Consider the following 25,722-nt stretch of genomic DNA (forward strand, 5'->3'; position numbering starts at 1 on the left):
CATGCACGCGATGTGCCCGCGCCGTGGATCAATAGTCGGCGCGTTCGCGGTCGATGCGCATGCCGCCTTCCTGATTGCGATGATGCGGCTCGTCGCTAGGCCGCTCGCGCGCGATACGCATGACGTCCGGATTGGTCCGCACACGCCGCATTACGTTGGCGAGATGCACGCGGTCGCTGACCTGGATGACGAAGCGCAGCATCTTGGCTTCCTGCGAGACGTCTTCATCCATGGCGATATGGACGATGTTGGCATCCGCCGACGTAATGTCCGCCGCGACGCGCGCAAAAACGCCCTTCGTGTTTCTGACGAGCACCTTCACCGCGACATCGAACAAACGTCCCGGCTGCGGCGCCCACGCGACGTCGATCCAGCGGCCCGGATCGCGCCGATGAATCCGCTGCGCCACGCGACATTCGGTCGTATGAATGGCCATGCCGAGCCCGATGCCGATATAGCCCATGATGTCGTCGCCGGGAATCGGGCGGCAGCACGCGGAAAGCTGCACCGACATGCCTTCCGTGCCCGTGATGACAACTGGCGGCGCCGTATTCGTATTGACGTGATCGCGCGGCGAGTGATCGTCGTCGTCGCGGCCGTTCATCAGCACTTCGATGCGCTTGGCCATGACCGCCGCCACGCGCCTTCCAAGACCGATATCCGCGAAAATTTCCTGACGCGTCTTGTTGCCCGTCCATTGCACGAGCTTTTCCCAGACTTCCGGCGTGACATCCGAAAGCGCCAGACCATAGCCCTTGAGGCTTTGATCGACGAGACGTTCGCCCAGCTGCACGGACTCGTTCAGGCGCATTGTCTTCAGATAGTGACGAATGGCCGAGCGAGCCTTACCCGTGCGCACGAAGCCGAGCCACGCGGGATTCGGCTTGGAGTACGGCGCGGTAATGACTTCGACGATATCGCCGCTCTTCAACTCCGTGCGCAGCGGCAGCAATTCGTTGTTGATCTTCACCGCGACGCACTGATTGCCGAGGTCGCTGTGGATCGAATACGCGAAGTCGAGTGCGGTCGCGCCGCGCGGCAGCGGCATGATCTTCGACTTCGGCGTGAAAACGTAGACGGCGTCCGGGAACAGGTCGATCTTGACGTGTTCGAGGAACTCGCTCGAATCGCCTGCTTCGCTCTGAATGTCGAGCAGCGACTTGAGCCATTGATGCGCGCGCTTTTGCACGTCGTTGAGGTCGGCGCCGCCGTTCTTGTAGAGCCAGTGCGCCGCAACGCCCGCCTCGGCAATCTCGTGCATCTTGCGCGTGCGAATCTGGAACTCGATGGGCGCGCCGAACGGACCGACCAGCGTGGTATGCAACGACTGATAGCCATTGACCTTCGGAATGGCGATGTAGTCCTTGAACTTGCCCGGCACCGGCTTATAGAGCGCATGCAGCGCGCCGATGCACGTATAGCATTCGAGCGCGCTTTCCACGACCACGCGAAAACCGTAAACATCGAGCACTTGCGAGAACGACAACTGCTTGTCGCGCATCTTCTTGTAGATGCTGAAGATCGTCTTTTCGCGGCCGGTGACTTCGGCGCTGATCTTGGCGTCCGCGATGGTGCGCTGAACGGCTTCGAGAATCTTGCCGACCACTTCGCGCCGGTTGCCGCGCGCCGCCTTCACCGCTTTTTCGAGCGTGGCGTAACGGGTCGGATTGAAGTTAGCAAAGCTCAAATCCTGCAGCTCGCGATACGTATTGTTCAGACCCAGCCGATGCGCAATGGGCGCGTAGATGTCGAGCGTCTCGCGCGCGACGCGACGGCGCTTTTCCGACGGCACCGCGCCGAGCGTGCGCATGTTGTGCAGCCGGTCCGACAACTTGACGAGGATGACGCGGACATCGCGCGCCATGGCCAGCAGCATCTTGCGGAAGTTTTCCGCCTGCGCTTCCTCGCGATTGCGAAATTCCATCTTGTCGAGCTTCGACAAGCCGTCGACCAGTTCGGCGACCTTCGCGCCGAAGCGCTCCGCGATCTCCGTCTTGGTGACGCCCTGATCCTCGATCACGTCATGCAGCAGCGCCGCCATGATCGATTGCGCATCAAGCTTCCAGCCCGCGCAGATTTCCGCAACGGCAACCGGGTGCGTGATGTAGGGCTCGCCGCTTTGACGATACTGCCCGAGATGCGCTTCGTCGCTGAAATGGAAAGCCGACTTGACTTCCTTGATCTCTTCCGGCGAAAGATAGCCTGCAAGCGTGTTCGTCAGTTTCGCGATGGAAACGACGTCGTGCTTGCGCGGCTGTTCCGGCGTGGCGGTGGGCCCGAACAGATGGCGAAACGACTGTTCGAGGACCGCATCGATATATCTGCGCGCCGCTTGGGGCTTGTCCGCGTCGAGCACCGAATCCTGATCGATTTCGATGTCGGGTTCCACGGAGGCGGAGACGGGCAACGGTGCTTGACTCATGTTCGCCTCCGTGGGTAAGTGACGCGCAATGTCGTCCGGTTAGGAGAGTTGAAACGCCATGCAAAAAACAGCGCCCGTGATGAGGATCACACGGGCTGTTACGAAGGCAATTAAACCGGCACCTTCTTCAACATTTCGACGCCGACCTGGCCGGCCGCGATTTCGCGCAGCGCAACGACCGTAGGCTTGTCGCGGCTTTCGATCTTCGGCGTATGGCCTTGTGCGAGCTGACGCGCGCGATAGGTCGCTGCAAGCGCGAGCTCGAAGCGGTTAGGAATTTGTTTCAGGCAGTCTTCGACGGTGATGCGGGCCATGTTTGTTTCCTTCTCGATATGTACTTTATTCTACCTTATGTGACCGGCATGACCCGGCCACTACTTCGCGTCATTGCGCCTGCGCGGAGTGAATGCCGAGCTCCACGAATAACTCCGTATGACGCGCGTATTGCGAGGTGAAGCGCAGCCGCGTCGCCTTGACGAGACACTGCAACTCGGCGAGCGCGCGATCGAAGTTCTCGTTGATCACGACGTACTCCGCTTCCGATGCATGCGCCATCTCGCTGCCGGCTGCAAGCAGACGCCGCACGATCACTTTCTCCGAGTCCTGGCCGCGTTTTTTCAGACGGTCTTCGAGCGCGTCCAGCGAAGGCGGCAGAATAAAAATCTCGACCGCATTGCGGAACTGCTTCTTCACCTGCTGCGCACCCTGCCAGTCGATTTCGAGCAGCACGTCGTTGCCGTTACGCATCTGATCCTCGATCCACACCTTCGAGGTCGCGTAGTAGTTGCCGTGCACTTCGGCGCTTTCGAGGAATTCGCCTGCCTTGTGGCGTTCCATGAATTCATCGACGGAAACGAAGTGATACTGCACGCCGTTGCTTTCCTTCGGGCGCGGGTCGCGCGTCGTATAGGAAACGGACAGGCGGATAGCTTCGTCCTGTGCAAGCAGCGCGTTCACGAGCGTGGACTTGCCCGCACCCGAAGGCGCGACGACCATGAACAGGTTGCCCGGATAAATGCCCGTGTAGTTGCTGTGCGAGCGGTGCGTGTTGTTCGGCATGATGTTGCGTTACTCCAGATTCTGTACTTGCTCGCGCATTTGTTCGATGAGCAGTTTCAGCGTCATCGATGCATCCGCGAGTTCCTTCGCCGCGGCCTTCGAGCCGAGCGTGTTTGCTTCGCGATTGAGCTCCTGCATCATAAAGTCGAGGCGCTTGCCGACCTTGCCGCCCTTTTGCAACACGTGGCGCGTTTCGGTCAGATGCGCGGTAAGGCGCTGCAATTCCTCGGCGATATCGATACGAATACCGTACATCGTCACTTCCTGGCGAATGCGCTCGGCAATTTCCTCGCGCGGCACGCTCGCCGATGTGGCGCCGTCGTTCGTCGCAATGCCGAGCGCGTCTTGCAAGCGTTCGACGATCTTCTGCTGATGCTTCGCGATCAATTCCGGCACGAGCGGCGTGATGCGCGCGACGATGGCTTCCATCTCCGTCACGTTGTTGATGAGCACCGCGCCCAGCGCCGCGCCTTCACGCGCGCGCACGTCGATGAGATCGGCGATTGCCTGCTTGCCGCACGCGAGCACGGCTTCGCGCAACGTGTCTTGCGACACCGAGCTCTCTTTCAGCACGCCAGGCCAGCGCAGAATTTCGCCAGTGCGCATGCGTTCGGAGTCGCGAAACACGTCGAGCACGGCGCGTTCGAGCGCGGCGAGTTGCGTGAGCGCTTCGCGATTGAGCGCGCCCGCGTTGGCCGTCTGCTCCACGCGATTCAAATTGATGCGGATATCCACCTTGCCGCGCGAAAGCTTGCTCATCAGCATTTCGCGCAATTGCGGCTCGCTTGCGCGCACGTCTTCGGGCATGCGGAAGTTCAGATCGAGGAAGCGCGAATTCACCGTGCGCAATTCCACCGATACACCGACGCCCGAACCGCCCGCGCCATTGGGCCCCGCGCCATCCGCGACGACTTCGCGGGTCGCGCTGGCATAGCCTGTCATGCTGTAGATCATGGTACGTCTCGCGATGTGAGCCCTCGTTGCGAAGGCCGTTTCGATACGAGCGCCCGGCGCGCTTGAGGGTGCGCTTCGGTGGCACGCGTATGGCCGCCGGGCGAGGAACCGGCATTATCCCATTTTTACTGCCGCGCCCGCCGATATGACGCCTCGCGGCGCTTGCCGCGCGCGACAACGCCGGCTTTGGATTAACGATAAAATCGCGCACACGCCGCGCTTTCGCGTTATTCCCGCGTCTTTATCGAGCGCCGGCACTTTCATTACGCGTTCAACTCCACTCTGGCCCATCCATGACCGACTCTCCCCTGCTGAAACCTTCCGTTCCGCGTCCGGGCGGCCGCCGCGCGAATCAATTGCGCGACGTGCGCATCACGCGGCACTACACGAAGCATGCGGAAGGCTCGGTGCTCGTCGAGTTCGGCGATACCAAGGTCATCTGCACGGCGAGTATCGCCGAGCGCGTGCCGGAATTCCTGCGCGGGCGCGACCAGGGCTGGCTCACCGCCGAATACGGCATGCTGCCGCGCGCCACGCATACGCGCAACGACCGCGAAGCCGCGCGCGGCAAGCAAACCGGCCGCACGCAGGAGATCCAGCGGTTGATCGGCCGCGCGCTGCGCTCCGTATTCGATCTGAACGCGCTCGGTCCGCGCACGCTGAATATCGACTGCGATGTCATCCAGGCCGACGGCGGCACGCGCACGGCGAGCATCACGGGCGCGTTCGTCGCCGCGCATGATGCCGTTACGAAGCTCGTCGCGAATGGCCGTATCGCGCAATCGCCGATCAAGGATTTCGTCGCGGCCATTTCCGTGGGCATCTATCAGGGCGCGCCCGTGCTCGACCTCGACTACGAGGAAGACTCGCAGTGCGACACCGACATGAACGTCGTGATGACGGGCGCGGGCGGTTTCGTCGAAGTTCAGGGCACGGCGGAAGGCGCACCATTTTCGCGCGACGAAATGAACGCGCTGCTCGATCTCGCGGACAGCGGCATAAAAGGCCTGATCGCGAAGCAGAAAGCTGCATTGGGGATAGAAGGTGTCTGATACGGCAACACTCGGACGCGTGGTGCTCGCGTCGAACAACGCGGGCAAGCTGCGCGAATTCGCTTCGCTGCTGGATGCGGCGGGAATCGAATTGATCGCGCAGGGCGAACTCGGCGTGCCGGAAGCCGAAGAACCGCACGCCACTTTCGTCGAAAACGCGCTGGCCAAGGCGCGCCACGCCGCGACGCTCACCGGCCTGCCCGCTTTGGCCGATGACTCCGGCCTTTGCGTACGCGCGCTGAACGGCGCGCCCGGCGTGTATTCGGCGCGTTTCGCCTCGATGCGCGGCGGCGTGAAAAGCGATGCGGCCAACAACGCGCACCTCGTCTCCGAACTCGCCAACAAAGCCGACCGCCGCGCCTATTACTTCTGCGTGCTCGTGCTCGTGCGTCACGCGAACGATCCAGAACCGCTCATCGCCGAAGGCCGCTGGCACGGAGAAGTCATCGACACGCCGCGCGGCGCACATGGCTTCGGCTACGACCCGCACTTCTTTTTGCCGACGCTCAACGCGACGGCTGCCGAACTCGATCCGGCACGCAAGAACGCGCTTTCGCATCGGGCGCTGGCGCTGCGTGAATTGCTGCAACGTCTCAAGGAACTTGCGTGAATTCCGGTCCGAAGACAATCAATGTCGTGCAGGCATTCACGTCACTGGGCAGCATCCGGCTCAAGTCGTTGCCGCCGCTCGCGCTTTACGTGCATTTCCCGTGGTGCGTGCGCAAGTGTCCGTATTGCGATTTCAACTCGCACGAGTGGAACGGCGATGCGTTCCCCGAGGACCGTTACCTCGACGCCTTGCGTGCCGATCTCGAAAGCGCGCTGCCGCTCGTGTGGGGACGGCAGGTACACACCATTTTCATCGGCGGCGGCACGCCGAGCCTTTTGTCCGCGAAAGGACTCGACCAGCTGCTCTCGGACGCGCGCGCCTTGTTGCCCATCGACGCCGACGCCGAGATCACGCTCGAAGCCAATCCCGGCACCTTCGAAGCCGCGAAGTTTGCGCAGTTTCGCGCGAGCGGCGTGAACCGCTTGTCGATCGGCATTCAGAGTTTCGACGAAACGCATCTGAAGGCGCTCGGCCGCATTCACGATGCAACGCAGGCGCGCAAAGCCGTGGAGATCGCGTCGAAACACTTCGACAATTTTAATCTCGACCTGATGTTCGCGTTGCCGAAGCAGACGCTCGACGAATGCCGCCGCGATATCGACACCGCGATCGGCTTTGCACCGCCGCATTTGTCGCTGTATCACCTGACCATGGAGCCGAACACGCTCTTCGCGAAATACCCGCCCACGCTGCCCGACGACGATGCCGCCGCCGACATGCAGGACTGGATTCACGAACGCACGCGCGATGCCGGCTACGAGCATTACGAAGTATCGGCGTATGCGAAGCCGCATCGGCAAAGCAAACATAACCTGAATTACTGGCGTTTCGGCGATTACCTTGGAATCGGCGCGGGCGCGCATACCAAGCTCTCGTTTCCGCAAAAAATCTTGCGGCAGGCGCGCTTCAAGCATCCGGCGACATTCATGGACCAGGCGCTTTCGCCCGGCCAGAGCGCGATTCAGGAAGAGCGCGAAGTCGGACCGCGCGATCTGCCGTTCGAATTCATGCTCAACACGCTGCGTCTGGTCGAAGGCTTTCCGGTGCATTCGTTCATCGAGCGCACGGGCTTGTCGATGTCGGCTATCGAACCCGCGCTCGTCGAAGCGGAGAAGCGCGGACTCATCACGCGCGACTTCGAACGCATTGCGCCGACCGAGCTCGGCCAGCGCTTTCTCAACGATCTACAGGAGCTGTTCTTGAAGGATTCGCAAAATTGAGCGCGCCCACGTTGGGATCGGACTCGGTGATGCGGCATCGTCCGTTTGCGCTTTTCTGGAGCGCGCGGGTGATGTCGTCGGTGGCATTTCAGATGATGTCGGTGGCGATCGGATGGCAGGTTTATTCGATCACGCATAGCGCGTTTGCGCTCGGGCTCGTCGGACTCGCGCAGTTCCTGCCGATGTTCGTGCTCACGCTCGTCGTCGGCCATGTGGCGGATCGTTACGACAGGCGCACGATCGCGTGGGTTTGTCAGGGCATCGAGGGCGTCGCGGCGCTCTGTCTGTGCGCGGGCGCGTGGCATGGCTGGCAAAGCGTTGCGCCCATTTACGCGATTGCGGCGATCACGGGCGCGGCGCGCGCGTTCGAATCGCCATCAATGGCGGCGTTGCTGCCCAATCTCGTCCAGCGTTCGCAATTGCAGCACGCGACGGCGTGGTCCACCTCGGCAAATCAGACGGCGCAGATTCTCGGCCCGGCGATGGGCGGCCTCCTCTACGGCCTCGGCGCGTTGACGGTGTATGGCGCGGTAGCCGTCGCGTTTCTCGGCGCGGCGTTTGCCGTGGCGGCGATCAGGATCGATGAAGCCGTCCGCATGCGCGCGCCGCTGTCGTTCGAGGCGCTGTTTTCGGGCATCGCCTTCATCCGCAAGAAGCCGGTGATCCTTGGCGCGTTGTCGCTCGATTTGTTCGCGGTGCTGCTCGGCGGCGCGACCGCGCTCTTGCCGGTGTTCGCGCGCGACATCCTGCATACCGGACCTTGGGGCTTGGGTGTCTTGCGCGCGGCGCCGGCCGTGGGTGCGCTTACCGGCTCGATCTGGCTTGCGCATTTTCCGTTGCGGCAGCGTGCGGGCACGGCGCTTTTCGGTGGCGTGATTGCGTTCGGCATTGCGACGATCGTGTTCGGCTTGTCGCGCAACATTTATTTGTCGCTGGTGGCGCTCGCGGCGCTGGGCGCGTCGGATGTGATCAGCGTGGTCGTGCGCATGTCGCTCGTGCAGTTGCAGACGCCCGATGAGATGCGCGGACGCGTCGGCGCGATCAATTCATTGTTCATCGGGACGTCGAATCAGCTCGGCGAATTCGAATCGGGGATGACGGCGGGCTTGTTCGGCGCGGTGCCGGCGGTGCTGATCGGCGGACTCGGAACGATCGCCGTGGCGCTTCTATGGATGCAACTATTTCCTGCCTTGAAAGCGACGCGCTCGCTCGAAGGCTGATGGTTCCGAAGCGCGTTTGAGTGCGCTACAATACGCGCCTTGCTGGAGGTGTGGCCGAGCGGTTTAAGGCACCGGTCTTGAAAACCGGCGAAGGAGTGATCCTTCCGTGAGTTCGAATCTCACCGCCTCCGCCAGCGCGATCTCTAAAAGCCCCGTAATTTCTGAATTACGGGGCTTTTTGTTTTTTGGCGCGCAATTGATTCATCAGCAAGCAAGAACAGCGAGATTCTCTTTCGATCATGACGAACTGGTTGCACCGACGCTGGGAAATCAAGAAATTCGAGCATCCAGAACTGCTTACAGTCGGCATGCTCTAGCGTGCTATCGATCTTGGTTCATGGAGAAGCGCGCGTTTGATCGAGCCGCATGATCCAACACTGAAAGATCGACCAATAAGGCTTCGCGAAGGCGAATTCCCTGTGAAACCGCTCGAAACATGGCCAACTCGCCGCACTGGGTAACAAAAGCTTAAAACGAGACAACCGTCCGATACGGCTGCATGCCCAAGAGCAACAATCAATCGGATTCCTCCGATATATGAGGCATCGCCCGATCCCTATCCTTGACCTTGCTTCCTCGTCGCGTTAAACGCCTTTTCGCGATAAGGAAGCCGTTCGAAGTGTTTGACCTCGCCTCGCGCGAGGTCTTTTTTTTGCCTGCCGCGCGCGTGCACTTGCAAACAGCAACGAGCGCACAAACCCCATCTGCCACAATCCGCATGAACAAGGCGGCTTAATTACCATCTAACCGCCTCATCGATCGATAAAGCGGAGACAAGCCTGATGAAGCCAAGCCGTATCGCGCAAGTAACTTTGGGTTGCATCGCCATGACAGGCATAACAGCGCATGCACAGCCGCAACCCAACACTCAATGGCGTCAGGCGGAAACCTCGTTTTTCGATCTGATTCAAAACGGCTACGGAATCGTAGCCGTGACGAGCATCGCCGAACGCGCGTCCGGTCTGCCTGCGGATACTTACGTGCTGCAAAAAAACAATAGCGTCTTTCGTTGCGTCGAAACGCGCGCCGCCGAGCCAGAAACAACGAGAACCGCCGCGCCATTGCGCTGTGCGGAACTCGTCAAACCCTTCGTGGATTGATCAACCTACCGGCGCTTCGCCCTCGCCTGTTTCCTTTCCTGGGCGATCGTTTGGCGACTGCTTGCGGCCTTCGTCATCGCGTTCGGGCAGCTTGCTCTTCTCGTTGTCGCTGTGTTCGGCGGGTTGTGCTTCGGCCGGCTTCGCTTCGCTAGTCATGGCTCCTCCTTTTTGCCTTGGGTGTAAGCATCGTCAGCAAATCCTGCGCCTGTAAGAAGCGCATCCAAAAGCGCACGCAGAATCGCAAACACTGCGGCGCCGACACGGGCTACCATCGATCCATCGTCATCAGATGCTACTCGCGATGCCTAAAGCACCGATTCCGCCGTCAGCCACGCTCGTCGCCATCGTGCTTGCCGCGACATTGGCCGCCTGCACGATCACGCCGCCACCGAGCGTCATCGAAGCACGCTCCGCCGCAACCGCACCGTCTCGCGTATCGCTTGGCGACTACAAGGAGCGCGTCGCGCAACGTATCCTCGAACGCAATCCGTCGTACGTGCTGAAGGGCACGCCGCAAGCCATGCTGCGCTCGTTCGTGCTGGTGTCCTTTACCGTGGATCGCAACGGGCGCGTCGTCAATTCGTCGGTGTATCGCACCAACGGCGACGACGAAGCCGAAGCCACCGCGCTCGCCTCGCTGCGGCGCTCGTCGCCATTGCCCGTGCCGCCTGCGCGCCTCCTGAACGGCAACGGCCAACTCGAACTCTTCGAAGGCTGGATGTTCAACGACGACGGCCACTTCCAGTTGCAAACGTCGCATTCGCCACAAGCGACGACCATCGATTGATTGGCGCTCGCGCGGCACGCTCGTTATAATTTTTGACATCCCGGCCGGACCAGCTTCCGGCATGGCTTTCATACCGCGCCTACCCCTCGCGTCCGTTGAAAGTCTTTGTCCGGTTCGCGCTCTACTCCTGCGAGCCGCTCGACCGTTTTACCGCCCACCCCAACAAGCGTCTTGCGTGCGCTCTTACGCCTTGCTCGCCCATCGAGCAGAAATGCGCCACGATAAGCACCACAAAAGCGACACGACAACGGAGACACCATGTCATCACCCACGCTTTCCGCCGCCAAGCCAGGCGACGGCGCCCAAAGCACCTCGCGCGTGATCTTCGCGAGCTTCATCGGCACCGCAATCGAGTTCTACGATTTCTACGTCTATGCGACAGCCGCCGCGCTCGTCATCGGGCCGGTGTTCTTTCCACACGGATCGCCGGCCGCGCAAGCGCTTTCGGCTTTCGTCACGTTCGGCATTGCGTTCGTCGCGCGGCCTATCGGCTCGTTCATCTTCGGGCACTTCGGCGATCGCGTCGGACGCAAATCGACGCTCGTCGCGTCGCTGCTCGTCATGGGCATTTCAACGACGCTCATCGGCTTCGTGCCCGGCTACGATTCCATCGGCAGTCTCGCGCCCGTGCTCCTGTGCATCCTGCGCTTTGGGCAAGGCATCGGGCTCGGCGGCGAATGGGGCGGCGCGGCGCTACTTGCAACGGAATACGCGCCCAAGGGCAAGCGAGGCCTCTTCGGCATGTTCCCGCAGCTCGGGCCGTCGATCGGCTTTCTTGCTTCCAACGGCCTGTTCTTCGGCCTCGCGCTCTCACTCTCCGACGAACAATTCCGCAGTTGGGGCTGGCGCGTGCCGTTCATCGTGAGCGCGGTGCTCGTCGGGCTCGGGCTTTACGTGCGCCTGAAAATCGCGGAGACGCCCGCATTCCGCACGGCCGTCGAGCGTCACGAGCGCGTGCGCGTTCCCATCGCCACGCTGCTCGGCCGTTATCTCGCGCCGACCTTGCTCGGCGCCTTCGCGATGGTCGTCTGCTACACGCTCTTCTACATCTCGACGGTCTTCTCGCTGTCGTACGGCGTCTCCACGCTGCATTTCTCGCGCGAGAAATTTCTCGGTCTCTTGTGTTTTGCCGTGCTGTTCATGGCAATTGCGACGCCGATCTCAGCCATCGCCAGCGACCGCTTCGGCAGACGGCCCGTGTTGATCGTCGGCTGTCTCGCGGCGATTCTCTCCGGCTTCGCAATGCTGCCTCTGCTCGGCAGCGGCAACACGGTCTACGTCGCGCTCTTTCTGACCATTGAATTGTTCTTGATGGGCGTGACTTTCGCGCCGATGGGCGCGCTCCTGCCCGAGCTGTTCCCGACGAGCGTGCGCTACACCGGCGCGGGCGTCGCGTACAACTTGGGCGGAATTCTGGGCGCATCGGTGGCGCCTTATATCGCGCAATTGCTCGCAAATCGCGGCGGACTGTCGTGGGTCGGCGGGTACGTATCGGCGGCGGCGGCGGTGAGCCTCATCGCCGTGCTGTGCATGCGCGAGACGCGCGACATCGCACTTGAATAGCGTTCGAATGACTTCGATGGCGATACCGGCGCGTTCAACGATCGCGCGGGTTCACGGCATGTGCGGGCACCGGCTGGCCCTTGATGAGCGGCACGCGCTTGCGTTCCCGTTCGACGCGCGTGCGCTTGCGCTCGGCCCAAAAGTGCGCGAGCCATAGGAGCGTGCCGACAGCGAGCGCATCGGCGGCAAGACCGCCAATCCACTGATCGTGCGTCATGCCGATGGCGCGCAACGCCGAATCCAGCACGAGCGACACACACGTGCCCGCGATGAAGCACACGAGCCCTTGCTGCCCGATGGTCACCACGCCCGGCAATTTAGCCGCGAGCGCCTTGATCCATCCCGCATAGACCGCGCGTGCGATCACCCACGCAACGGCGGCGAAACTCACGATACGCAACGTCGCCAGGTTCTGCTTGAGGTATCCCGGCGGCGCTTGCGTTTCCAGGAAGAGCTTGAAGAATGCGAAGGTCAGTGCGATCGCGATCGCTCCGCACGTCAGCCAACGCGCAGTACGGCTTGCGTGGAAGTCGTTGCTGACAGGCTGCACGCGCGCAAGGATGCCCATCACGAACATGAGCTGCCACGCGAACGGATTGAACGACCACGCTTCGGCGTAGGTCGAGGGCAGCGCGCGCGCCAAGGGAAGAGCGGCGAGCCACACGAGCAGACTGCCGAACATGGCGATAACGGGCTTCCTCTCGGCGAGCGGAACCACGAAAGGCACCGCGAGCGCGAAGATGGAGTACATCGGCAAGACTGACGAAAGATACGGCTGCTGGCGCAAGGTCGTGATGTCGAACAAGAGCCCGACCGGACGCGCGAGGAACGTCGGCCATTCGGTGTACCGCAGCATCGGCGAATCGATTTTGAGGAGCATCAGCAATGCGCCGCCGATCAACATGAGAACCGCGGTCAGCAGATAGGCGCGATAGATCTCCCAGCTGCGCTTGAAAAAGCGTCGGCGGGCGGCTTGTGCACTACGGCGAGTCGCAAGCGCCGTGTATGCCGCCGCCGACGCATAACCGCCGAGGAAGACGAATACTTCCGCGGAATCGCAGAACGCGTATTGATGCAGCGTAAAGTGCGACAGCACGCTTCCCGAAATATGGTCGACCGCGATAATGAGCAGCACGACGCCTCGAAAGAAATCGACTTCGAGAGAACGTTGGGTCGGGGAACTCATTGGACGAATGCTCCACGCACTGCGGTCGGGCGCGCGGCCAACATGGCGTTCGCGCGCATACGGGGTTTGTACCTAGCCTTAAAAGAAAATTCCCTGAATCAACGCGTATTTAAATTAACACTTGAAGACAGTCGGGAAGCTGGCGGCAAAATGACTATTTTGTTGGGTGTTGCAGTAACTATGCCAATACCTAATACTCGATAAAACGCCGGTCGCGGGAAGGAATGCCGTTTCAATCGACAGGAGGCTGAAATGCCTTTTCATCTGCAGAGTTCGCATCTCGTCGTGGTCATCGCACTGGCCTTGGTGACGGCCTTGCTCCTTGCGATGAAGTTCCGGCCGCTCACATGGCGCGGCGTCGTTTGCGAGGCGCTCATTGCGAATATCGGAGCCATCGGCGCGGTGATCGCTTTCGAGATGCTTACCGGCTAAAACGTGTCCAGCTTTCGACTGACCAAGATTTTTCAAGCCGATTGAACTTTCGTCACGGGCAAAAGTCTTTTCAGGAGTGCCGTGCATGCGCGGCAACCTTCTCCTCTCCGCTCCCGTTATCGGGAGCGTTTCTTGGGCGCCTGGCGAAAGCCTCGCGCCTGTTCTTTTTTCTGGCTCCGGGGTCTGCTTCGTCAGGCGTAACCTGCCGCATGCTTGGGACGCTCGCTATACTCTGCCCTTTGGCCGAAGCGACCGCATGATCCGAGCGCTACGTTCTCTTTCTCTTCGCACCGCGCGACGCACACGCGGCCTGTGGCGTCGCTACGGTATCTTCTGGCTTGGCGCAATCGCCGTCGGACTGATCGCCGTCTACTATGCGCGGCTGATCGACTGGAGCTACGGACTTTTTCTCGATGCGCGCGCCGCGCACGCCTGGCTGCCGCTCGTCATCACACCGGCCGCCGCCGCGCTATGCGTTTTCGTCACGCGCAGGTTCTTTCGCGGCTCGGAAGGCAGCGGCATCCCGCAGGTCATCGCCGTACTCAACAGTCCGACTTCGGAAGCCGGCGGACGGCTGCTTACGCTCAGGATTCTCGCGAGCAAGATTGCCGTATCGTTCATCGCGATTCTGGGCGGCTTCACCATCGGCCGTGAAGGTCCGACCGTGCAAGTCGGCGCGGCGCTCATGTTCAACATGCGGCGCTTCTACCCGCGCTCGAACTCGCTGATCGAACGGCAACTCGTGCTGGCGGGCGCGGCGGCCGGTCTGTCGGCGGCGTTCAACACGCCGCTCGCGGGCATCGTCTTCGCCATCGAGGAGCTCACGCGCAGCTTCGAAGTGCGCACGAGCGGCGTGCTGATCACGGGCATCATCATCGCGGGGATCGTGGCGCTCGGGCTCAACGGCAACTACACGTATTTCGGCACCATCGACGTCGGCACGCACTTTTCGAACATGCTGGCCGTCGCGGTGATCGTGACCGCCATCGTTACGGGCATGGCGGGCGGCGTCTTCTGCTGGCTCCTTCTGAACACGTCGAGGTGGATTCCCGCGCCCTTGCGGCATTTGCATGCGTCGCGTCCGGTCGTGTTCGCCGCGCTGTGCGGACTGGTCATCGCGATCGTCGGGCTCGTGTCGGGCGGCACGACCTTCGGCAGCGGCTATGCGGAAGCGCGCGGTCTGCTCGAAGGCCGCGAACATCTTTCGGTGTTCTACCCGCTATTGAAAATGATCTCGATGATCGGCTCGTATCTGCCGGGCATTCCGGGCGGCATCTTCGCGCCGTCGCTGTCGATTGGCGCGGGCTTCGGCAACGTGTTGCATCTGCTGTTTGGACAGATGTCGCTGCCCATGATGATCGCGCTCGCGATGGTCGGCTATCTTGCGGCCGTGACGCAATCGCCGATTACAGCGTTCGTCATCGTGATGGAGATGATCAACGGCCACGCGCTCGTCATCTCGCTGATGGCGACCGCGCTGGTGTCGAGCCGCGTGTCGCGCTTGTTCGCGCCGCCTTTATACGAGGCGCTGTCCGAGCGCTATATGGCGCCGTTGCCACAACCGGCGGCCTCGCCCGAGGTGCCGGAAAGAGACGAGGCCGTCGTCGAGAAAGACGCGGCCCCGCAAAAGTAATCAGCCTTACGCGCCGATCAGTCCCAATGCCCTGCCACATAGCGATGCTGGCCGTGATCTTCCACCCAAACGGCCGGCACCCAGTGGTGGCCGACGTGCTCGGCTTCCCAATGGCCGTCCGCCCAGACGTAGTGGCCGTGTTCCCAGTTCCAGTGACCCTGATCCCACACGTAACCCGCGCGTGCGGGCGGCACCGGCTCATGGCGCGGCGCGGGCGGCGCGCTAGGCGCCACGATCACGATTTCGGCCGATGCCGCGGTCACGGTGAGCGCGCCAGCGACGATAAGCGCGGTTGAAGCGAGCAAATGGCGAACGGAAGTTTTCATACTTGGACCTCGTATTCCTGGACATTGAACGCGCCGGGTGGCGCGGATTTTCATGTCGGCAACGCAACCTTGCTGCCGATGTCCGTTCAATGCGCGACGTGGTCAAAAGGAAGACAAACGTCTGATTACGAGATGACCAAAGTGCAACCGAATATTGATGAAAGCCGAACGCGCACTTGAAGCCGCGCGCAAACGATAGCGTCGCCATGAAAAAAGCCAGGATCGCCCGATCCTGGCTTCATACCTTCATCTCGATACACAAGCCCGGCGTTATGCCGGCGGTATCTCGATCTTCACTTCCAGCACTTCGAGATCGTCCTGACGTTCGAGGCTCACTCGAATATCGTCGTCAGTAATCTTCACGTACTTCGAAATCACCGCAACGAGTTCCCGTTGCAACGCCGGCAGGTAATCGGCGGCGGCTTTGCCACCCGCGCGCTCGTGCGCAATGATCAACTGCAAGCGTTCCTTCGCGACCGCAGCGGACTTTTTCTTCTCGCCCAGCAAAAACGAAAGAATCGACATTGCGTCCCCTTACTTGGTGCCGAAGATACGTTGCAGCAGCCCTGGCTTTTGATAATCCGTGAAGCGCAGCGCCTTTTCCTCGCCGAGAAAACGCGACACCACGTCCTTGTACGATTCCGCAACGTCGGTGCCGTCCAAATGCACCGCGGGCAAGCCCTGGTTCGATGCATGCAGCACCGCTTCCGACTCCGGAATCACGCCGATCAGCTCGATCCGCAAAATCTCCTGGATGTCGTTCAACGACAGCATCTCACCTTCGGAGACGCGCTTCGGGTTGTAGCGCGTGATCAGCAGATGCTCCTTGACCGGGTCCTTGCCTTCGATCGCGCGCTTGGTCTTCGAAGCGAGAATGCCGAGGATACGGTCCGAGTCGCGCACGGACGACACTTCCGGGTTCGTCACGATAAGCGCTTCGTCCGCGAAGTGCATGGCCATGAGCGCACCCGACTCGATACCCGCCGGCGAGTCGCAGATGATGTACTCGAAGTCCATCTTGCTCAGTTCGTCGATCACCTTCTCCACGCCTTCGAGCGTGAGCGCGTCCTTGTCACGCGTCTGAGACGCCGGAAGGATGTAAAGGTTCTCGAGCTTCTTGTCCTTGATGAGCGCCTGATGCAGGTTCGCCTCGCCCTGGATCACATTGATGAGGTCGTACACCACGCGGCGTTCGCAACCCATGATGAGGTCGAGGTTGCGCAGACCGACGTCGAAGTCGATCACGGCCGTCTTGTGGCCGCGCAATGCGAGCGCCGATGCGAAGCTCGCGCTGGTGGTCGTCTTGCCGACGCCGCCCTTCCCCGAAGTCACCACAATGATTTTTGCCATACAAGTACCTTGTGTTCGTCAAATAGGTCCGTCGCGTTGCTTAATCGAGCGCGCGCCAAGGGGCATCGGGCGCGCGGCGTCAGGTCAGCCGCAGCGGTTCGATCATCAGTTTTTCTTCGTCCAGCCAGATCTGCACCGGCTTGCTCTGTACATCGGGCGAGAGCGGGTTCTCGGTCGTCCGGTAGATTCCCGCGATGGAGATGAGTTCCGGTTCGAGACAAGTGCAGAAGATCCGCGCGTCGTGATTGCCGTGCACGCCTGCGAGCGCGCGGCCTCGCAATGGCGCATAGATATGGATATTGCCTTCCGCGATGACCTCGGCGCCGTACGACACGAGCCCGAGCACGATGAGATCGCCCTTCGCGTAGACCTGCTGACCCGAGCGCAACGGCCGGTCGATGATGGTCGACGGCTGCGGCAGCGCGGGCGGCGGCGTGATGGCGACTGCTGCTTCGATCGCCGCGGCGGCCTCGACGTTAGGCTTGGCCTCATCGACCGAAGGCTTCGGCGCGCCACGCCGGTCGCGCGCCTCGAGGACCGGCAAGCCGCCCTCGCTTGCCCATTGAATTGCCCAGCGCTGCACCGGCAACGCGACGATGCCCACGGGCCGCATGCGCACGCTCTTCAGGAGCGTCTCCAATTCCGCGAGCGAGACGCGCTCGCCTTCGCCGCCTTCGGCTTTCTCGGCGAGCCGGCGCACGTCGATGGCGACCACGTCGCCCGCGAAGAATTCGGGAGTCGCCTCGAAGCGCCGCGTGAGTTCAGTGCGCAGGGCATCGAGGTCTGGAGTCTTGACGACGAAGTAGAGCGTGTCGACGGAGCCGCTGCGCAGTTCGAAGAAGGGCGTTTTGTTGAGCGACATAGGAACGGCCAAAATTTTTGCGTATTTTACAGGCGTGTGGGCGCGCGGCCATACTTTTTACGGCCCGTTTCAGCTATCGGAAACGATGAGTACGCGCGAAGGAAGGGTGAAGCGAGACTTACGCGCCGGTCTCGCGCTGAACGTGGCGCACGTAGAGCAGTTCGTGCTCCTGTTCGTGCGACGACATCGTGCGGCGATCGCCCGTGGGTCCGAAGCCCAGACGTTCGTAGAAGCGCATTGCGGTGCGGTTTTCGTCGGCGATCCACGCATGCACTTCCGATGCGCCCTGCGCCGCGAGCCAGTGCGACGCGGCGTTCACGAGCAACTCGCCGCCACGCAGGTGGCGCACTGCCGGCGCGACCCAGAGCGCCGCCACGAAGGCCCGCGCCGATCCGGCTTCCTCGACATACGCATGCACGAGCCCGCAGGGATGCCCTTCCGTGTAGAGCAGGAAGGTCGCGACGCGAGGCGAATGCGCGTGCTCGGCGGCGGTGTCGTCGAACGATTGCGGTTCGACGCGCAGCGCATCTTCCAGCGTCTCGCCGAACGCATAGGGCGCTTCGCGCAGCGATGACGTGCGCAGCTCGCGCAATACCGCGCCCTGTTGCGAGGCGATTCGGTTGACGGTCAGTGAGGGACTCATGCGGGGCTCATGCAGGCAAATTCTCTCTGGCTCTCTGGCTTCTCTGCCTCGAAGGCGCTCGGGCCTTTCCGGTATTCGGGCCATTCGCGTAGCTTCAACCGAACGGGCGTACCCGTCAATTCTTTCTTCTCGGATAGTGCTTTACAGCGCACATGCAGACGCGCTCTCGCCGCTTACGCACCATCACGGCGCGCGCAAACGGTACTCGCGCGCTTCTTTACGGCGCGGCGTAGGCGCCTACGCCATCCGGCCAGGGCGTAAGCAACTCGAAGCCGTCTTCCGTTACCGCGACCATGTGTTCCCACTGCGCCGACAGCGAGCGGTCCTTCGTGGTCACCGTCCAGCCGTCGCGCGACTGCTGCGTGGCGGGACGGCCCGCGTTGATCATGGGCTCGATGGTGAAGACAAGGCCGGCCTTGAGCCGCAGACCCGCGCCGCGCTGGCCGTAATGCAGCACTTGCGGATCTTCGTGATACACGCGGCCGATGCCGTGACCGCAGTACTCGCGCACCACCGAAAAGCCTTCCCGGTGCGCGACCGTCTGGATTGCGTGGCCGACGTCGCCGAGCGTCGCGCCCGGACGCACTTCGCGGATGCCCGCGACCATGGCTTCGTAGGTGGTTTCGGTGAGGCGCCGCGCTTCCTTGTTCGGCGTGCCGGCGTAGTACATGCGGCTCGTGTCGCCGAAGTAGCCGTCCTTGATGATGGCCACGTCGATATTGATGATGTCGCCGTCTTTCAGTTCTTTCGGGCCGGGAATACCGTGACAGACGACATGATTCACCGACGTGCAGACCGTCTTCGGAAAGCCCATGTAGCCAACGTTCGCCGGCACGGCGTTCAGTTCATCGACGATGAAGCGGTTGCAGAGGGCGTCGAGTTCGTCCGTGGTGACGCCGGGGCGCACGTGTTCCCCGATCATGGCGAGGACTTCGGCGGCCATGCGGCCGGAGATGCGTAACTTCTCGATGTCAGCGGGTGTCTTGAGCGTAATGGCCATTGGCAGATGTGTTCGTCGCGCCTGCGTGCGTGGCGCGAGAAACGCCGCTTGGGGCGCGCCGTGCACGAGGACATTGGGGCCGATGATAGCACTCTCGTGCGGCCCTCTCTCTTTGGAAAGGCGCATGCGTGCTGCGTTTCGTGGCGACACCGGGCGTTTGCGATCGCGCCATGCGGTCTTGTGATCGATGCGCGATTGTGGTCTAGTGACCCGCATTCGCACTTGAAAACCCGAGCCTGAAGATATGAACCTGCAACGCCTGAATGCTGCTCGTGCCGTTTATTCCGTCTATGCCGTTTGTACCGTTACCGCGGTCTTGTCCGTGCTGGCTGCCTGCAGTTCGACGAGTGGCCCGGAGCTGAGAGCGTCGAAGCCCGTGATTCATGTTTCATCGGCGCGGCGTGCGTCGGATATATCGGGCTGTCTCGAAGGCAGGTTGCCTTCGGTGCAGACGGTGCGCAATCAAGGAACGACGGAGCTCGTCGTCGGACCGAACGCGTGGCTCGTGACCTTGACGCCATCCGCGTATGGAACAGAGGTGAAGGTGCAGCGATCCGTGGATGACTACAGCGGGTTGCCGGAGCCCGAACTGAGGTTCGATGTGGCGCGATGCACGACTTGATGCGAAGGCCTTGAACGAAACCGGGCCCCCAACGAAAAACCCCGCAAGTCTCACGACTTGCGGGGTTTAGTATCTTGGCGGAAAGGGTGGGATTCGAACCCACGGTACAGCAAAACTGTACACTGGATTTCGAGTCCAGCGCATTCGACCACTCTGCCACCTTTCCGTCTACCAGACTAGGCCTTAAAGGCTTTGCCGGCCTTCGCGAAGCGGGTCGTTGCCAAGCGAAGAACGAAAGTATAACGAAGTCGTTCGAGCTTTCCAAGACCCTTTTTAAAAATAAACGTCAGACCACGGCCGGCGCCTCGATACGCTCTGCGCCACGCATGTAAGGGCGCAAAACCGCGGGAATGGTCACCGAGCCGTCCGCGTTCTGGAAATTCTCCAGTACGGCAACCAGTGTGCGTCCCACCGCGAGACCCGAGCCGTTGAGCGTATGCACGAACTCCGGCTTGCCTTGCGCATTGCGAAAGCGCGCCTGCATGCGTCGCGCCTGGAAGGCCTCGGTATTCGAGCAGCTCGAAATCTCGCGATAGGTGTTTTGCGCCGGCAACCACACTTCGAGGTCGAAGGTCTTCGCCGCCGAAAAGCCCATGTCGCCCGTGCAAAGCGTGATTACGCGATACGGCAATTCGAGCTTCTGCAGAATGGTTTCGGCCTGCCCGACCATCTCGTCGAGCGCGGCGTACGAATGCTCGGGCGCGACGACCTGCACCATCTCGACCTTATCGAATTGATGCTGGCGAATCAGGCCGCGCGTGTCGCGTCCATATGAACCCGCCTCGGAACGGAAGCACGGCGAATGCGCCGTCAGCTTCACCGGCAGCGCGCTCGCTTCGAGGATGCTGTCGCGCACGGTGTTCGTGAGTGAAATCTCCGAGGTGGAGATGAGGTACTGCGTGACCGTGTTTTCGTCGCCGCCCTTCTCGACGCGGAACATATCGTCGGCGAATTTGGGCAACTGTCCGGTACCGTAGAGAATCTCAGGATTCACGATGTACGGTGTGTACGCTTCTGTATAGCCGTGCTGTTCGGTGTGTGTGTCGATCATGAACTGCGCGAGCGCGCGATGCAGCCGCGCAATAGGCCCGCGCAAGAGCGTGAAGCGCGCGCCCGAAAGCTTTGCGCCGGTTTCGAAATCGAGGCCGAGCGGCGCGCCGACATCGACGTGATCCTTGACCTCGAAATCGAACGCGCGCGGTGAACCCCAGCGGCGCAATTCGACGTTCTGCTTCTCGTCGTTGCCCACAGGCACGCTTTCGTGAGGCAGATTCGGCACGGTCAGCATCAGGTCCGACAGACGCTTCTGCACGTTTTCGAGTTGCGTCGCCGATGCCTTCATCGTGTCGCCGATGCCGCCTACTTCCGCCATCACCGCCGACGTGTCCTCGCCACGGCCTTTCATCGCGCCGATTTGTTTGGACAGGCTATTGCGGCGCGCCTGAAGTTCTTCGGTGCGGGTCTGGATGTCGCGTCGCTCGGCTTCGAGCGCGGCGAAGGCGGCGACGTCGAGCGTGTAGCCTCGGTCGGCGAGGCGCTTCGCGACGCCGTTCAGGTCTTTACGGAGGTGTTGAATGTCGAGCATGTCGGGGATGCTTTTGTTAAGTATTCGAAAACGACGATTTTAGCGCACGCATCGGGCGCGGCCGTGGCTGGCGTTCAGGCGATCATGCACCGCCGATATTTGCGGCAAGGCGCGCCGCCAGTAGCTGTGAAGTCTAACGCACCGGTTACGGCCGGCGCGTGCCGCTTCGATTCGCTCGATGAAACAGGCGGGCGGTGCGAGTGAAACGAAGCACCCGCCGGCGTGCAACACCCTTTACCGCTTCTTCTCATCCTTGTGCTCGCGCCGCCAGGCTTCATCGAGTTCCGCGAGACGCGACAGCTTGTCGCCGATCTTGCCTTCCAGCCCGCGCGGCGTCGGCACATACCAGTGCGGATCGCGCATGCCGTCCGGCAGATAGGTTTCACCGGCGGCATAGGCGTCCGGTTCGTCGTGCGCGTAGCGATACTCGTGGCCGTAGCCGAGCTCCTTCATCAACTTCGTCGGCGCGTTGCGCAGATGCACCGGCACGCCGCGCGACTGATCCTTGCCGACGAAGCGCCGTGCCTCGTTATACGCGTTGTAGCCCGCGTTCGATTTCGGCGCGACCGCCAGATAAATGAGCGCCTGCCCGAGCGCCAGTTCGCCCTCGGGCGAGCCGAGCCGCTCGTAAGTTTCGGCGGCATCGAGCGCGATGCGCGCGCCACGCGGATCGGCAAGACCGATATCTTCCCAGGCCATCCGGACGATGCGCCGCGCCAGATAACGCGCGTCCGCGCCGCCGTCGATCATGCGGCAAAACCAGTACAGCGCGGCGTCCGGATTGCTGCCACGCACCGACTTGTGCAGCGCGCTGATCTGGTCGTAGAACGCGTCGCCGCCCTTGTCGAAACGGCGCAGATTTTCGGCGAGCGCGCTGCCGAGCAACGCGCCATCCACGTGCGTCTGCTTCTGCTGCGCGGCCGCGCGTGCGACGATTTCCAGGTTATTCAGGAGCTTGCGGCCGTCGCCATCGGCGGAACCGATCAGCGCGTCGCGCGATTCGTCGGTGAAGGTCAGGCCGCCGAGTTCAGTGCTTGCGCGCTCCAGCAGTTCTCTCAACTCGTCGGCGTCCAGGCTTTTCAGCACGTAGACGGCGGCCCGCGACAACAGCGCGCTGTTCACCTCGAACGACGGATTTTCGGTCGTCGCGCCGACGAACACGAACAGGCCCGACTCCACGTGCGGCAAGAACGCGTCCTGCTGGCTCTTGTTGAAGCGATGCACTTCATCGACGAACACGAGCGTCTGGCGCCCGTTTGCGCGATGAATCTGCGCCGTCTCGACCGCCTCGCGGATATCCTTCACGCCCGAGAGCACCGCCGAAAGCGAGATGAACTCGGCGTTGAAGGCAGCGGCCATGAGGCGCGCGAGCGTGGTCTTGCCGACGCCGGGCGGGCCCCAGAGGATCATCGAATGCGCCTCGCCCGATTCGAACGCGACGCGCAGCGGCTTCGCCTGACCGAGCAGATGCTTCTGCCCGATCACGTCGTCGATGGTGCGGGGGCGCAGGCGTTCCGCGAGCGGGACGGTGCCACGGTTTTCTTCGAACATGTGCTTGCTGAGTGAGGTGAGGCGCCGACGGCCGGGTCACCGGACGCATTCTTGCCTATGCCGAACGGCAGAGCTAGCGCATTGCTCCGCGTGGCCGCAAAATCCGGGTCATTATGACAGCCGATGCTCGCGCGCGAGCGACGGCTTCGGACAAACCGCGAACAGACAAGATAAGGATCAAATCCGATGCAGCAAGAGGACACGTCGACTTACGCCCCGCTCATTCCCGTGCCGCCCGAACGGCGCGCCTTCGGCACCAGCGACGCCTTCGCGCTGTGGTTCTCGCTCGGCATCGGCCTGCTGGTCGCGCAGGCGGGCGCGCTGCTCGTGCCGGGTCTGTCGCTGCCGCACGCACTCGTGGCAATCGTCATCGGCACGGTGATCGGCGTGGTGCTGCTCGCGCTCGCGGGCGTGGTCGGCGCGGACACGGGGCTCGCCGCCATGTCCTCGCTGCGCCCGACGCTCGGTGTGCGCGGCGCGTCGGTGCCTGCCGTGCTCAACGCCGTTCAACTGGTCGGCTGGGGCTCGTTCGAAATCATCGTCATGCGCGATTCCGCGGACGCGCTCGCCAAACAATCTTTCAATCTGTCGATGCCGCTCGTCTGGACCGTGATCTTCGGCGTGCTCGCCACGCTGCTCGCGGTGAGCGGTCCGCTGTCCTTCGTGCGGCGCTTTCTGCGTACCTGGGGCATCTGGCTTTTGCTCGCGGGCGCGGGCTGGCTCACGTGGAATCTGCTGGCCAAGCAGGATCTGGCCGCGCTGCTGGCGCGTCCTGGCACCGGCGAGCTGGCGTTCGGCGCGGGGATCGATCTGGTCGTTGCCATGCCGCTTTCGTGGCTGCCGCTGATTGCCGATTACACGCGCTTTTCTCGCAGCGCGGGCGGCTCGTTTCGCGGCACGCTGCTCGGCTACGGCATCGCGAACCTGTGGTTCTACGCGCTCGGCGCGGTGTACGGGCTGGCCGCGGGCGGCGGCGATGCGCTCCTCACCATCGCGCTCGCGCAGGCGGGTGGCGGCATTGCGCTGCTCCTGATTCTCATCGATGAAATCGACAACGCCTTCGCCGATATACACTCCGCCGCCGTATCGACGGGCACGTTCTGGGCGCGCGTGAGCGTACCCGTGCTTTCCGCCGCGTTCGGCGCGCTCTGCACGCTGGTCGCGCTCGCCGTTGCCATGGGCAAGTATCAGAACTTCCTGCTGCTGATCGGTTCGGTGTTCGCGCCGCTCTTCGGCGTGGTGCTGGCCGATCACTTCATCGTGAGAAAACGCCGCGTCGATCTCGCCGCGCTCGGCCAGTCCGTCGGCCGCTATGGCTATTCGGGCGGCTGGCACGTGAGCGCCTTTGTCGCGTGGGCGATCGGAATCGCGGCCTATCACGCGATCAACCAGTGGCTGCCGAATCTGGGCGCGACATTGCCATCGCTTGCGTTGGGCGCCGTCTGCTACTTGCTGCTGGTTTCGACGCGGCGGGCGGCGTTGGCTTCGTAACGTCTCGCCCGATTCACGCGCGCCGCTCGACGCCCGGAAACACGCACAACAATTCGAACGCGAGATTCGCCCCGAGCAGCGCCGTGGTTCCGAACGGATCGTACGGCGGCGCAACCTCCACCAAATCCGCGCCGACGATATTCAAGCCCCACGCGCCGCGCACGATCTCCAGCGCCTGCGGCACCGTCAGACCCGCGATTTCCGGCGTGCCGGTTCCGGGCGCAAACGCCGGATCGATGCCATCGATGTCGAAGGTGATATACACCGGCCCGTCGCCCATCTGTTCGCGCACTTCGGCCATCAGCGGCGCGAGCGACTTGTTCCAGCACTCCTCCGTCTGCACGACGCGAAAGCCCTGTTCGCGGCACCAGTCGAAATCGCTCGCCTCGTAGCCTGTGCCGCGCAGGCCGATCTGCACGACGCGCCCACAATCGAGCAAGCCCTCTTCCACCGCGCGGCGAAACGGCGTGCCGTGCGCGATCTTCTCGCCGAACATGGTGTCGTTGACGTCGGCGTGAGCGTCGATGTGAATGAGCCCGACCTTGCCGTGCTTCGCATGGATCGCCCGCAGAATCGGCAATGCGATGGTGTGATCGCCGCCAAGCGTGATCGGCTTGCAGTCGTGCGCGAGGATCTCGCCATATGCGCGCTCGATGCGGTCGATCGAATCCAGCAGGTTGTACGGATTGATCGCGACATCGCCGATATCGGCCACGCGCAGCGAGTCGAACGGCGCGGCGCGCGTCGCCATGTTGTACGGGCGCAGCAGCACCGATTCGCTGCGCACCTGGCGCGGGCCGAAACGCGCGCCCGTGCGATTCGACGTACCGAGGTCGAACGGCACGCCGACGAAACACACGTCGAGACCGGCGGCCGTCGGCACGTTCGGCAGACGCATCATCGTGGTGATGCCGCCGCAGCGCGGCATCTGATTGCCGGAAAGCGGTTGCGGACGCTCGGCGTTAAAGTGTTCGGCAGGCGTAAAGAGCGAAGACATATTCATGGTGTCAAATGTTCCCGTTGAACCAAAGATGGCGTATTAGTACGCGCTTTT

At 62.2% G+C, this 25,722-nt stretch carries 27 protein-coding genes and 2 tRNA genes; 13 read left to right on the forward strand and 16 right to left on the reverse strand.

Annotation, left to right across the window (positions count from 1 at the left end; genetic code table 11):
* Window positions 1-28 precede the first annotated feature (28 nt).
* The 4 genes from P9292_RS22095 to P9292_RS22110 all read right to left on the reverse strand — a co-directional run bounded on the left by P9292_RS22095 (window position 29) and on the right by P9292_RS22110 (window position 4,435).
* On the reverse strand, window positions 29-2,422 hold the full coding sequence (locus tag P9292_RS22095; RefSeq protein ID WP_250463796.1) for a bifunctional (p)ppGpp synthetase/guanosine-3',5'-bis(diphosphate) 3'-pyrophosphohydrolase: 2,394 nt from the start codon (window positions 2,420-2,422) through the stop codon (window positions 29-31).
* A 110-nt stretch (window positions 2,423-2,532) separates the two neighbouring features.
* Window positions 2,533-2,736 carry a DNA-directed RNA polymerase subunit omega gene (rpoZ, locus tag P9292_RS22100; protein WP_006025620.1) on the reverse strand — a complete coding sequence of 68 codons (204 nt, stop codon included), beginning with the start codon at window positions 2,734-2,736 and terminating at the stop codon, window positions 2,533-2,535.
* A gap of 70 nt (window positions 2,737-2,806) precedes the next feature.
* Window positions 2,807-3,481, reverse strand: a complete 675-nt coding sequence (gmk, locus tag P9292_RS22105; RefSeq protein WP_244827353.1) for a guanylate kinase — start codon at window positions 3,479-3,481, stop codon at window positions 2,807-2,809.
* A gap of 9 nt (window positions 3,482-3,490) precedes the next feature.
* Window positions 3,491-4,435 (reverse strand): YicC/YloC family endoribonuclease, encoded by a 945-nt coding sequence (locus tag P9292_RS22110; RefSeq protein WP_244827352.1) that lies wholly within the window; start codon window positions 4,433-4,435, stop codon window positions 3,491-3,493.
* A 293-nt stretch (window positions 4,436-4,728) separates the two neighbouring features.
* Between P9292_RS22110 and rph the strand changes: the two genes are divergently transcribed.
* The 7 genes from rph to P9292_RS22145 all read left to right on the forward strand — a co-directional run bounded on the left by rph (window position 4,729) and on the right by P9292_RS22145 (window position 9,637).
* Window positions 4,729-5,487, forward strand: coding sequence for a ribonuclease PH (gene rph, locus P9292_RS22115; protein WP_244827351.1), 759 nt, complete (start codon window positions 4,729-4,731; stop codon window positions 5,485-5,487).
* Window positions 5,480-6,097 carry an RdgB/HAM1 family non-canonical purine NTP pyrophosphatase gene (gene rdgB / locus P9292_RS22120; RefSeq protein WP_309961247.1) on the forward strand — a complete coding sequence of 206 codons (618 nt, stop codon included), beginning with the start codon at window positions 5,480-5,482 and terminating at the stop codon, window positions 6,095-6,097. Before rph ends, rdgB begins: the two co-directional genes overlap by 8 nt.
* Window positions 6,094-7,317, forward strand: a complete 1,224-nt coding sequence (hemW, locus tag P9292_RS22125; protein ID WP_309961249.1) for a radical SAM family heme chaperone HemW — start codon at window positions 6,094-6,096, stop codon at window positions 7,315-7,317. The genes rdgB and hemW overlap by 4 nt, the downstream gene beginning before the upstream one ends.
* A 29-nt stretch (window positions 7,318-7,346) precedes the next feature.
* Window positions 7,347-8,537 (forward strand): MFS transporter, encoded by a 1,191-nt coding sequence (locus P9292_RS22130; RefSeq protein ID WP_250492020.1) that lies wholly within the window; start codon window positions 7,347-7,349, stop codon window positions 8,535-8,537.
* 44 nt (window positions 8,538-8,581) lie between these two features.
* A tRNA-Ser gene (locus P9292_RS22135) sits at window positions 8,582-8,671 on the forward strand.
* Complete coding sequence (locus P9292_RS22140; protein ID WP_309961251.1) at window positions 8,644-8,907, forward strand: hypothetical protein; 264 nt, start codon at window positions 8,644-8,646, stop codon at window positions 8,905-8,907. Before P9292_RS22135 ends, P9292_RS22140 begins: the two co-directional genes overlap by 28 nt.
* 412 nt (window positions 8,908-9,319) lie before the next feature.
* A complete protein-coding gene (locus P9292_RS22145) occupies window positions 9,320-9,637 on the forward strand; it encodes a hypothetical protein (RefSeq protein ID WP_309961253.1) in 318 nt (105 codons plus the stop codon).
* Here the strand turns inward: P9292_RS22145 and P9292_RS22150 are convergent, their stop codons facing one another.
* Window positions 9,638-9,793, reverse strand: coding sequence for a hypothetical protein (locus tag P9292_RS22150; RefSeq protein ID WP_244827345.1), 156 nt, complete (start codon window positions 9,791-9,793; stop codon window positions 9,638-9,640).
* 145 nt (window positions 9,794-9,938) lie between these two features.
* Between P9292_RS22150 and P9292_RS22155 the strand changes: the two genes are divergently transcribed.
* On the forward strand, window positions 9,939-10,424 hold the full coding sequence (locus P9292_RS22155; protein ID WP_309961255.1) for a TonB family protein: 486 nt from the start codon (window positions 9,939-9,941) through the stop codon (window positions 10,422-10,424).
* Between the two features lie 258 nt (window positions 10,425-10,682).
* Window positions 10,683-11,987 carry an MFS transporter gene (locus P9292_RS22160; RefSeq protein WP_244827343.1) on the forward strand — a complete coding sequence of 435 codons (1,305 nt, stop codon included), beginning with the start codon at window positions 10,683-10,685 and terminating at the stop codon, window positions 11,985-11,987.
* Between the two features lie 34 nt (window positions 11,988-12,021).
* On the opposite strand, the gene P9292_RS22165 is transcribed toward P9292_RS22160, so the two are convergent.
* Window positions 12,022-13,173 carry an OpgC domain-containing protein gene (locus P9292_RS22165; RefSeq protein ID WP_309961257.1) on the reverse strand — a complete coding sequence of 384 codons (1,152 nt, stop codon included), beginning with the start codon at window positions 13,171-13,173 and terminating at the stop codon, window positions 12,022-12,024.
* Between the two features lie 252 nt (window positions 13,174-13,425).
* Between P9292_RS22165 and P9292_RS22170 the strand changes: the two genes are divergently transcribed.
* Both P9292_RS22170 and P9292_RS22175 read left to right on the forward strand, forming a co-directional pair.
* Window positions 13,426-13,605 carry a hypothetical protein gene (locus P9292_RS22170; protein WP_244827341.1) on the forward strand — a complete coding sequence of 60 codons (180 nt, stop codon included), beginning with the start codon at window positions 13,426-13,428 and terminating at the stop codon, window positions 13,603-13,605.
* 256 nt (window positions 13,606-13,861) lie between these two features.
* A complete protein-coding gene (locus tag P9292_RS22175) occupies window positions 13,862-15,238 on the forward strand; it encodes a chloride channel protein (RefSeq protein WP_309961259.1) in 1,377 nt (458 codons plus the stop codon).
* Between the two features lie 17 nt (window positions 15,239-15,255).
* On the opposite strand, the gene P9292_RS22180 is transcribed toward P9292_RS22175, so the two are convergent.
* From P9292_RS22180 to map, 6 genes are all read right to left on the reverse strand, one after another.
* Window positions 15,256-15,564: a YXWGXW repeat-containing protein gene (locus P9292_RS22180; protein ID WP_309961261.1), complete on the reverse strand. Its 309-nt coding sequence runs from the start codon at window positions 15,562-15,564 to the stop codon at window positions 15,256-15,258.
* Between the two features lie 270 nt (window positions 15,565-15,834).
* On the reverse strand, window positions 15,835-16,089 hold the full coding sequence (minE, locus tag P9292_RS22185) for a cell division topological specificity factor MinE (RefSeq protein WP_244827338.1): 255 nt from the start codon (window positions 16,087-16,089) through the stop codon (window positions 15,835-15,837).
* A 9-nt stretch (window positions 16,090-16,098) separates the two neighbouring features.
* Window positions 16,099-16,914, reverse strand: coding sequence for a septum site-determining protein MinD (gene minD, locus P9292_RS22190; protein WP_244827337.1), 816 nt, complete (start codon window positions 16,912-16,914; stop codon window positions 16,099-16,101).
* A 79-nt stretch (window positions 16,915-16,993) separates the two neighbouring features.
* Window positions 16,994-17,776 (reverse strand): septum site-determining protein MinC, encoded by a 783-nt coding sequence (gene minC, locus P9292_RS22195; RefSeq protein WP_244827336.1) that lies wholly within the window; start codon window positions 17,774-17,776, stop codon window positions 16,994-16,996.
* 118 nt (window positions 17,777-17,894) lie between these two features.
* Window positions 17,895-18,419 (reverse strand): GNAT family N-acetyltransferase, encoded by a 525-nt coding sequence (locus tag P9292_RS22200; RefSeq protein ID WP_244827335.1) that lies wholly within the window; start codon window positions 18,417-18,419, stop codon window positions 17,895-17,897.
* A 217-nt stretch (window positions 18,420-18,636) separates the two neighbouring features.
* Window positions 18,637-19,419, reverse strand: coding sequence for a type I methionyl aminopeptidase (gene map, locus P9292_RS22205; protein ID WP_309964127.1), 783 nt, complete (start codon window positions 19,417-19,419; stop codon window positions 18,637-18,639).
* A gap of 244 nt (window positions 19,420-19,663) precedes the next feature.
* Between map and P9292_RS22210 the strand changes: the two genes are divergently transcribed.
* Window positions 19,664-20,041: a hypothetical protein gene (locus P9292_RS22210; RefSeq protein ID WP_309961263.1), complete on the forward strand. Its 378-nt coding sequence runs from the start codon at window positions 19,664-19,666 to the stop codon at window positions 20,039-20,041.
* A 75-nt stretch (window positions 20,042-20,116) separates the two neighbouring features.
* Here the strand turns inward: P9292_RS22210 and P9292_RS22215 are convergent.
* From P9292_RS22215 to P9292_RS22225, 3 genes are all read right to left on the reverse strand, one after another.
* Window positions 20,117-20,207: transfer RNA gene (locus P9292_RS22215), tRNA-Ser, on the reverse strand.
* 120 nt (window positions 20,208-20,327) lie between these two features.
* A complete protein-coding gene (serS, locus tag P9292_RS22220; protein ID WP_309961265.1) occupies window positions 20,328-21,626 on the reverse strand; it encodes a serine--tRNA ligase in 1,299 nt (432 codons plus the stop codon).
* 234 nt (window positions 21,627-21,860) lie between these two features.
* Window positions 21,861-23,177: a replication-associated recombination protein A gene (locus P9292_RS22225; RefSeq protein ID WP_309961267.1), complete on the reverse strand. Its 1,317-nt coding sequence runs from the start codon at window positions 23,175-23,177 to the stop codon at window positions 21,861-21,863.
* 186 nt (window positions 23,178-23,363) lie between these two features.
* Here P9292_RS22225 and cytX point away from each other — a divergent pair, with 186 nt between their 5' ends.
* Window positions 23,364-24,668: a putative hydroxymethylpyrimidine transporter CytX gene (gene cytX / locus P9292_RS22230; RefSeq protein ID WP_250491962.1), complete on the forward strand. Its 1,305-nt coding sequence runs from the start codon at window positions 23,364-23,366 to the stop codon at window positions 24,666-24,668.
* A 13-nt stretch (window positions 24,669-24,681) separates the two neighbouring features.
* Here cytX and speB read toward each other — a convergent pair whose 3' ends face one another.
* Window positions 24,682-25,671: an agmatinase gene (gene speB / locus P9292_RS22235; protein ID WP_409015186.1), complete on the reverse strand. Its 990-nt coding sequence runs from the start codon at window positions 25,669-25,671 to the stop codon at window positions 24,682-24,684.
* Window positions 25,672-25,722: the final 51 nt, after the last annotated feature.

Origin of the sequence: Caballeronia sp. LZ001 (assembly GCF_031450875.1) — a bacterium.
GTDB lineage: Bacteria > Pseudomonadota > Gammaproteobacteria > Burkholderiales > Burkholderiaceae > Caballeronia.

Bases quoted from the DNA above. Each gene is read 5' to 3' on its own strand.
- P9292_RS22095 (WP_250463796.1), bottom strand. From the start codon at position 2,422: ATGAGTCAAGCACCGTTGCCCGTCTCCGCCTCCGTGGAACCCGACATC.
- rpoZ (WP_006025620.1), bottom strand. From the start codon at position 2,736: ATGGCCCGCATCACCGTCGAAGACTGCCTGAAACAAATTCCTAACCGC.
- gmk (WP_244827353.1), bottom strand. From the start codon at position 3,481: ATGCCGAACAACACGCACCGCTCGCACAGCAACTACACGGGCATTTAT.
- P9292_RS22110 (WP_244827352.1), bottom strand. From the start codon at position 4,435: ATGATCTACAGCATGACAGGCTATGCCAGCGCGACCCGCGAAGTCGTC.
- rph (WP_244827351.1), top strand. From the start codon at position 4,729: ATGACCGACTCTCCCCTGCTGAAACCTTCCGTTCCGCGTCCGGGCGGC.
- P9292_RS22130 (WP_250492020.1), top strand. From the start codon at position 7,347: ATGCGGCATCGTCCGTTTGCGCTTTTCTGGAGCGCGCGGGTGATGTCG.
- P9292_RS22145 (WP_309961253.1), top strand. From the start codon at position 9,320: ATGAAGCCAAGCCGTATCGCGCAAGTAACTTTGGGTTGCATCGCCATG.
- P9292_RS22150 (WP_244827345.1), bottom strand. From the start codon at position 9,793: ATGACTAGCGAAGCGAAGCCGGCCGAAGCACAACCCGCCGAACACAGC.
- P9292_RS22155 (WP_309961255.1), top strand. From the start codon at position 9,939: ATGCCTAAAGCACCGATTCCGCCGTCAGCCACGCTCGTCGCCATCGTG.
- P9292_RS22160 (WP_244827343.1), top strand. From the start codon at position 10,683: ATGTCATCACCCACGCTTTCCGCCGCCAAGCCAGGCGACGGCGCCCAA.
- P9292_RS22165 (WP_309961257.1), bottom strand. From the start codon at position 13,173: ATGAGTTCCCCGACCCAACGTTCTCTCGAAGTCGATTTCTTTCGAGGC.
- P9292_RS22170 (WP_244827341.1), top strand. From the start codon at position 13,426: ATGCCTTTTCATCTGCAGAGTTCGCATCTCGTCGTGGTCATCGCACTG.
- P9292_RS22175 (WP_309961259.1), top strand. From the start codon at position 13,862: ATGATCCGAGCGCTACGTTCTCTTTCTCTTCGCACCGCGCGACGCACA.
- P9292_RS22180 (WP_309961261.1), bottom strand. From the start codon at position 15,564: ATGAAAACTTCCGTTCGCCATTTGCTCGCTTCAACCGCGCTTATCGTC.
- minE (WP_244827338.1), bottom strand. From the start codon at position 16,089: ATGTCGATTCTTTCGTTTTTGCTGGGCGAGAAGAAAAAGTCCGCTGCG.
- minD (WP_244827337.1), bottom strand. From the start codon at position 16,914: ATGGCAAAAATCATTGTGGTGACTTCGGGGAAGGGCGGCGTCGGCAAG.
- minC (WP_244827336.1), bottom strand. From the start codon at position 17,776: ATGTCGCTCAACAAAACGCCCTTCTTCGAACTGCGCAGCGGCTCCGTC.
- P9292_RS22200 (WP_244827335.1), bottom strand. From the start codon at position 18,419: ATGAGTCCCTCACTGACCGTCAACCGAATCGCCTCGCAACAGGGCGCG.
- map (WP_309964127.1), bottom strand. From the start codon at position 19,419: ATGGCCATTACGCTCAAGACACCCGCTGACATCGAGAAGTTACGCATC.
- P9292_RS22210 (WP_309961263.1), top strand. From the start codon at position 19,664: ATGAACCTGCAACGCCTGAATGCTGCTCGTGCCGTTTATTCCGTCTAT.
- serS (WP_309961265.1), bottom strand. From the start codon at position 21,626: ATGCTCGACATTCAACACCTCCGTAAAGACCTGAACGGCGTCGCGAAG.
- P9292_RS22225 (WP_309961267.1), bottom strand. From the start codon at position 23,177: ATGTTCGAAGAAAACCGTGGCACCGTCCCGCTCGCGGAACGCCTGCGC.
- cytX (WP_250491962.1), top strand. From the start codon at position 23,364: ATGCAGCAAGAGGACACGTCGACTTACGCCCCGCTCATTCCCGTGCCG.
- speB (WP_409015186.1), bottom strand. From the start codon at position 25,671: ATGAATATGTCTTCGCTCTTTACGCCTGCCGAACACTTTAACGCCGAG.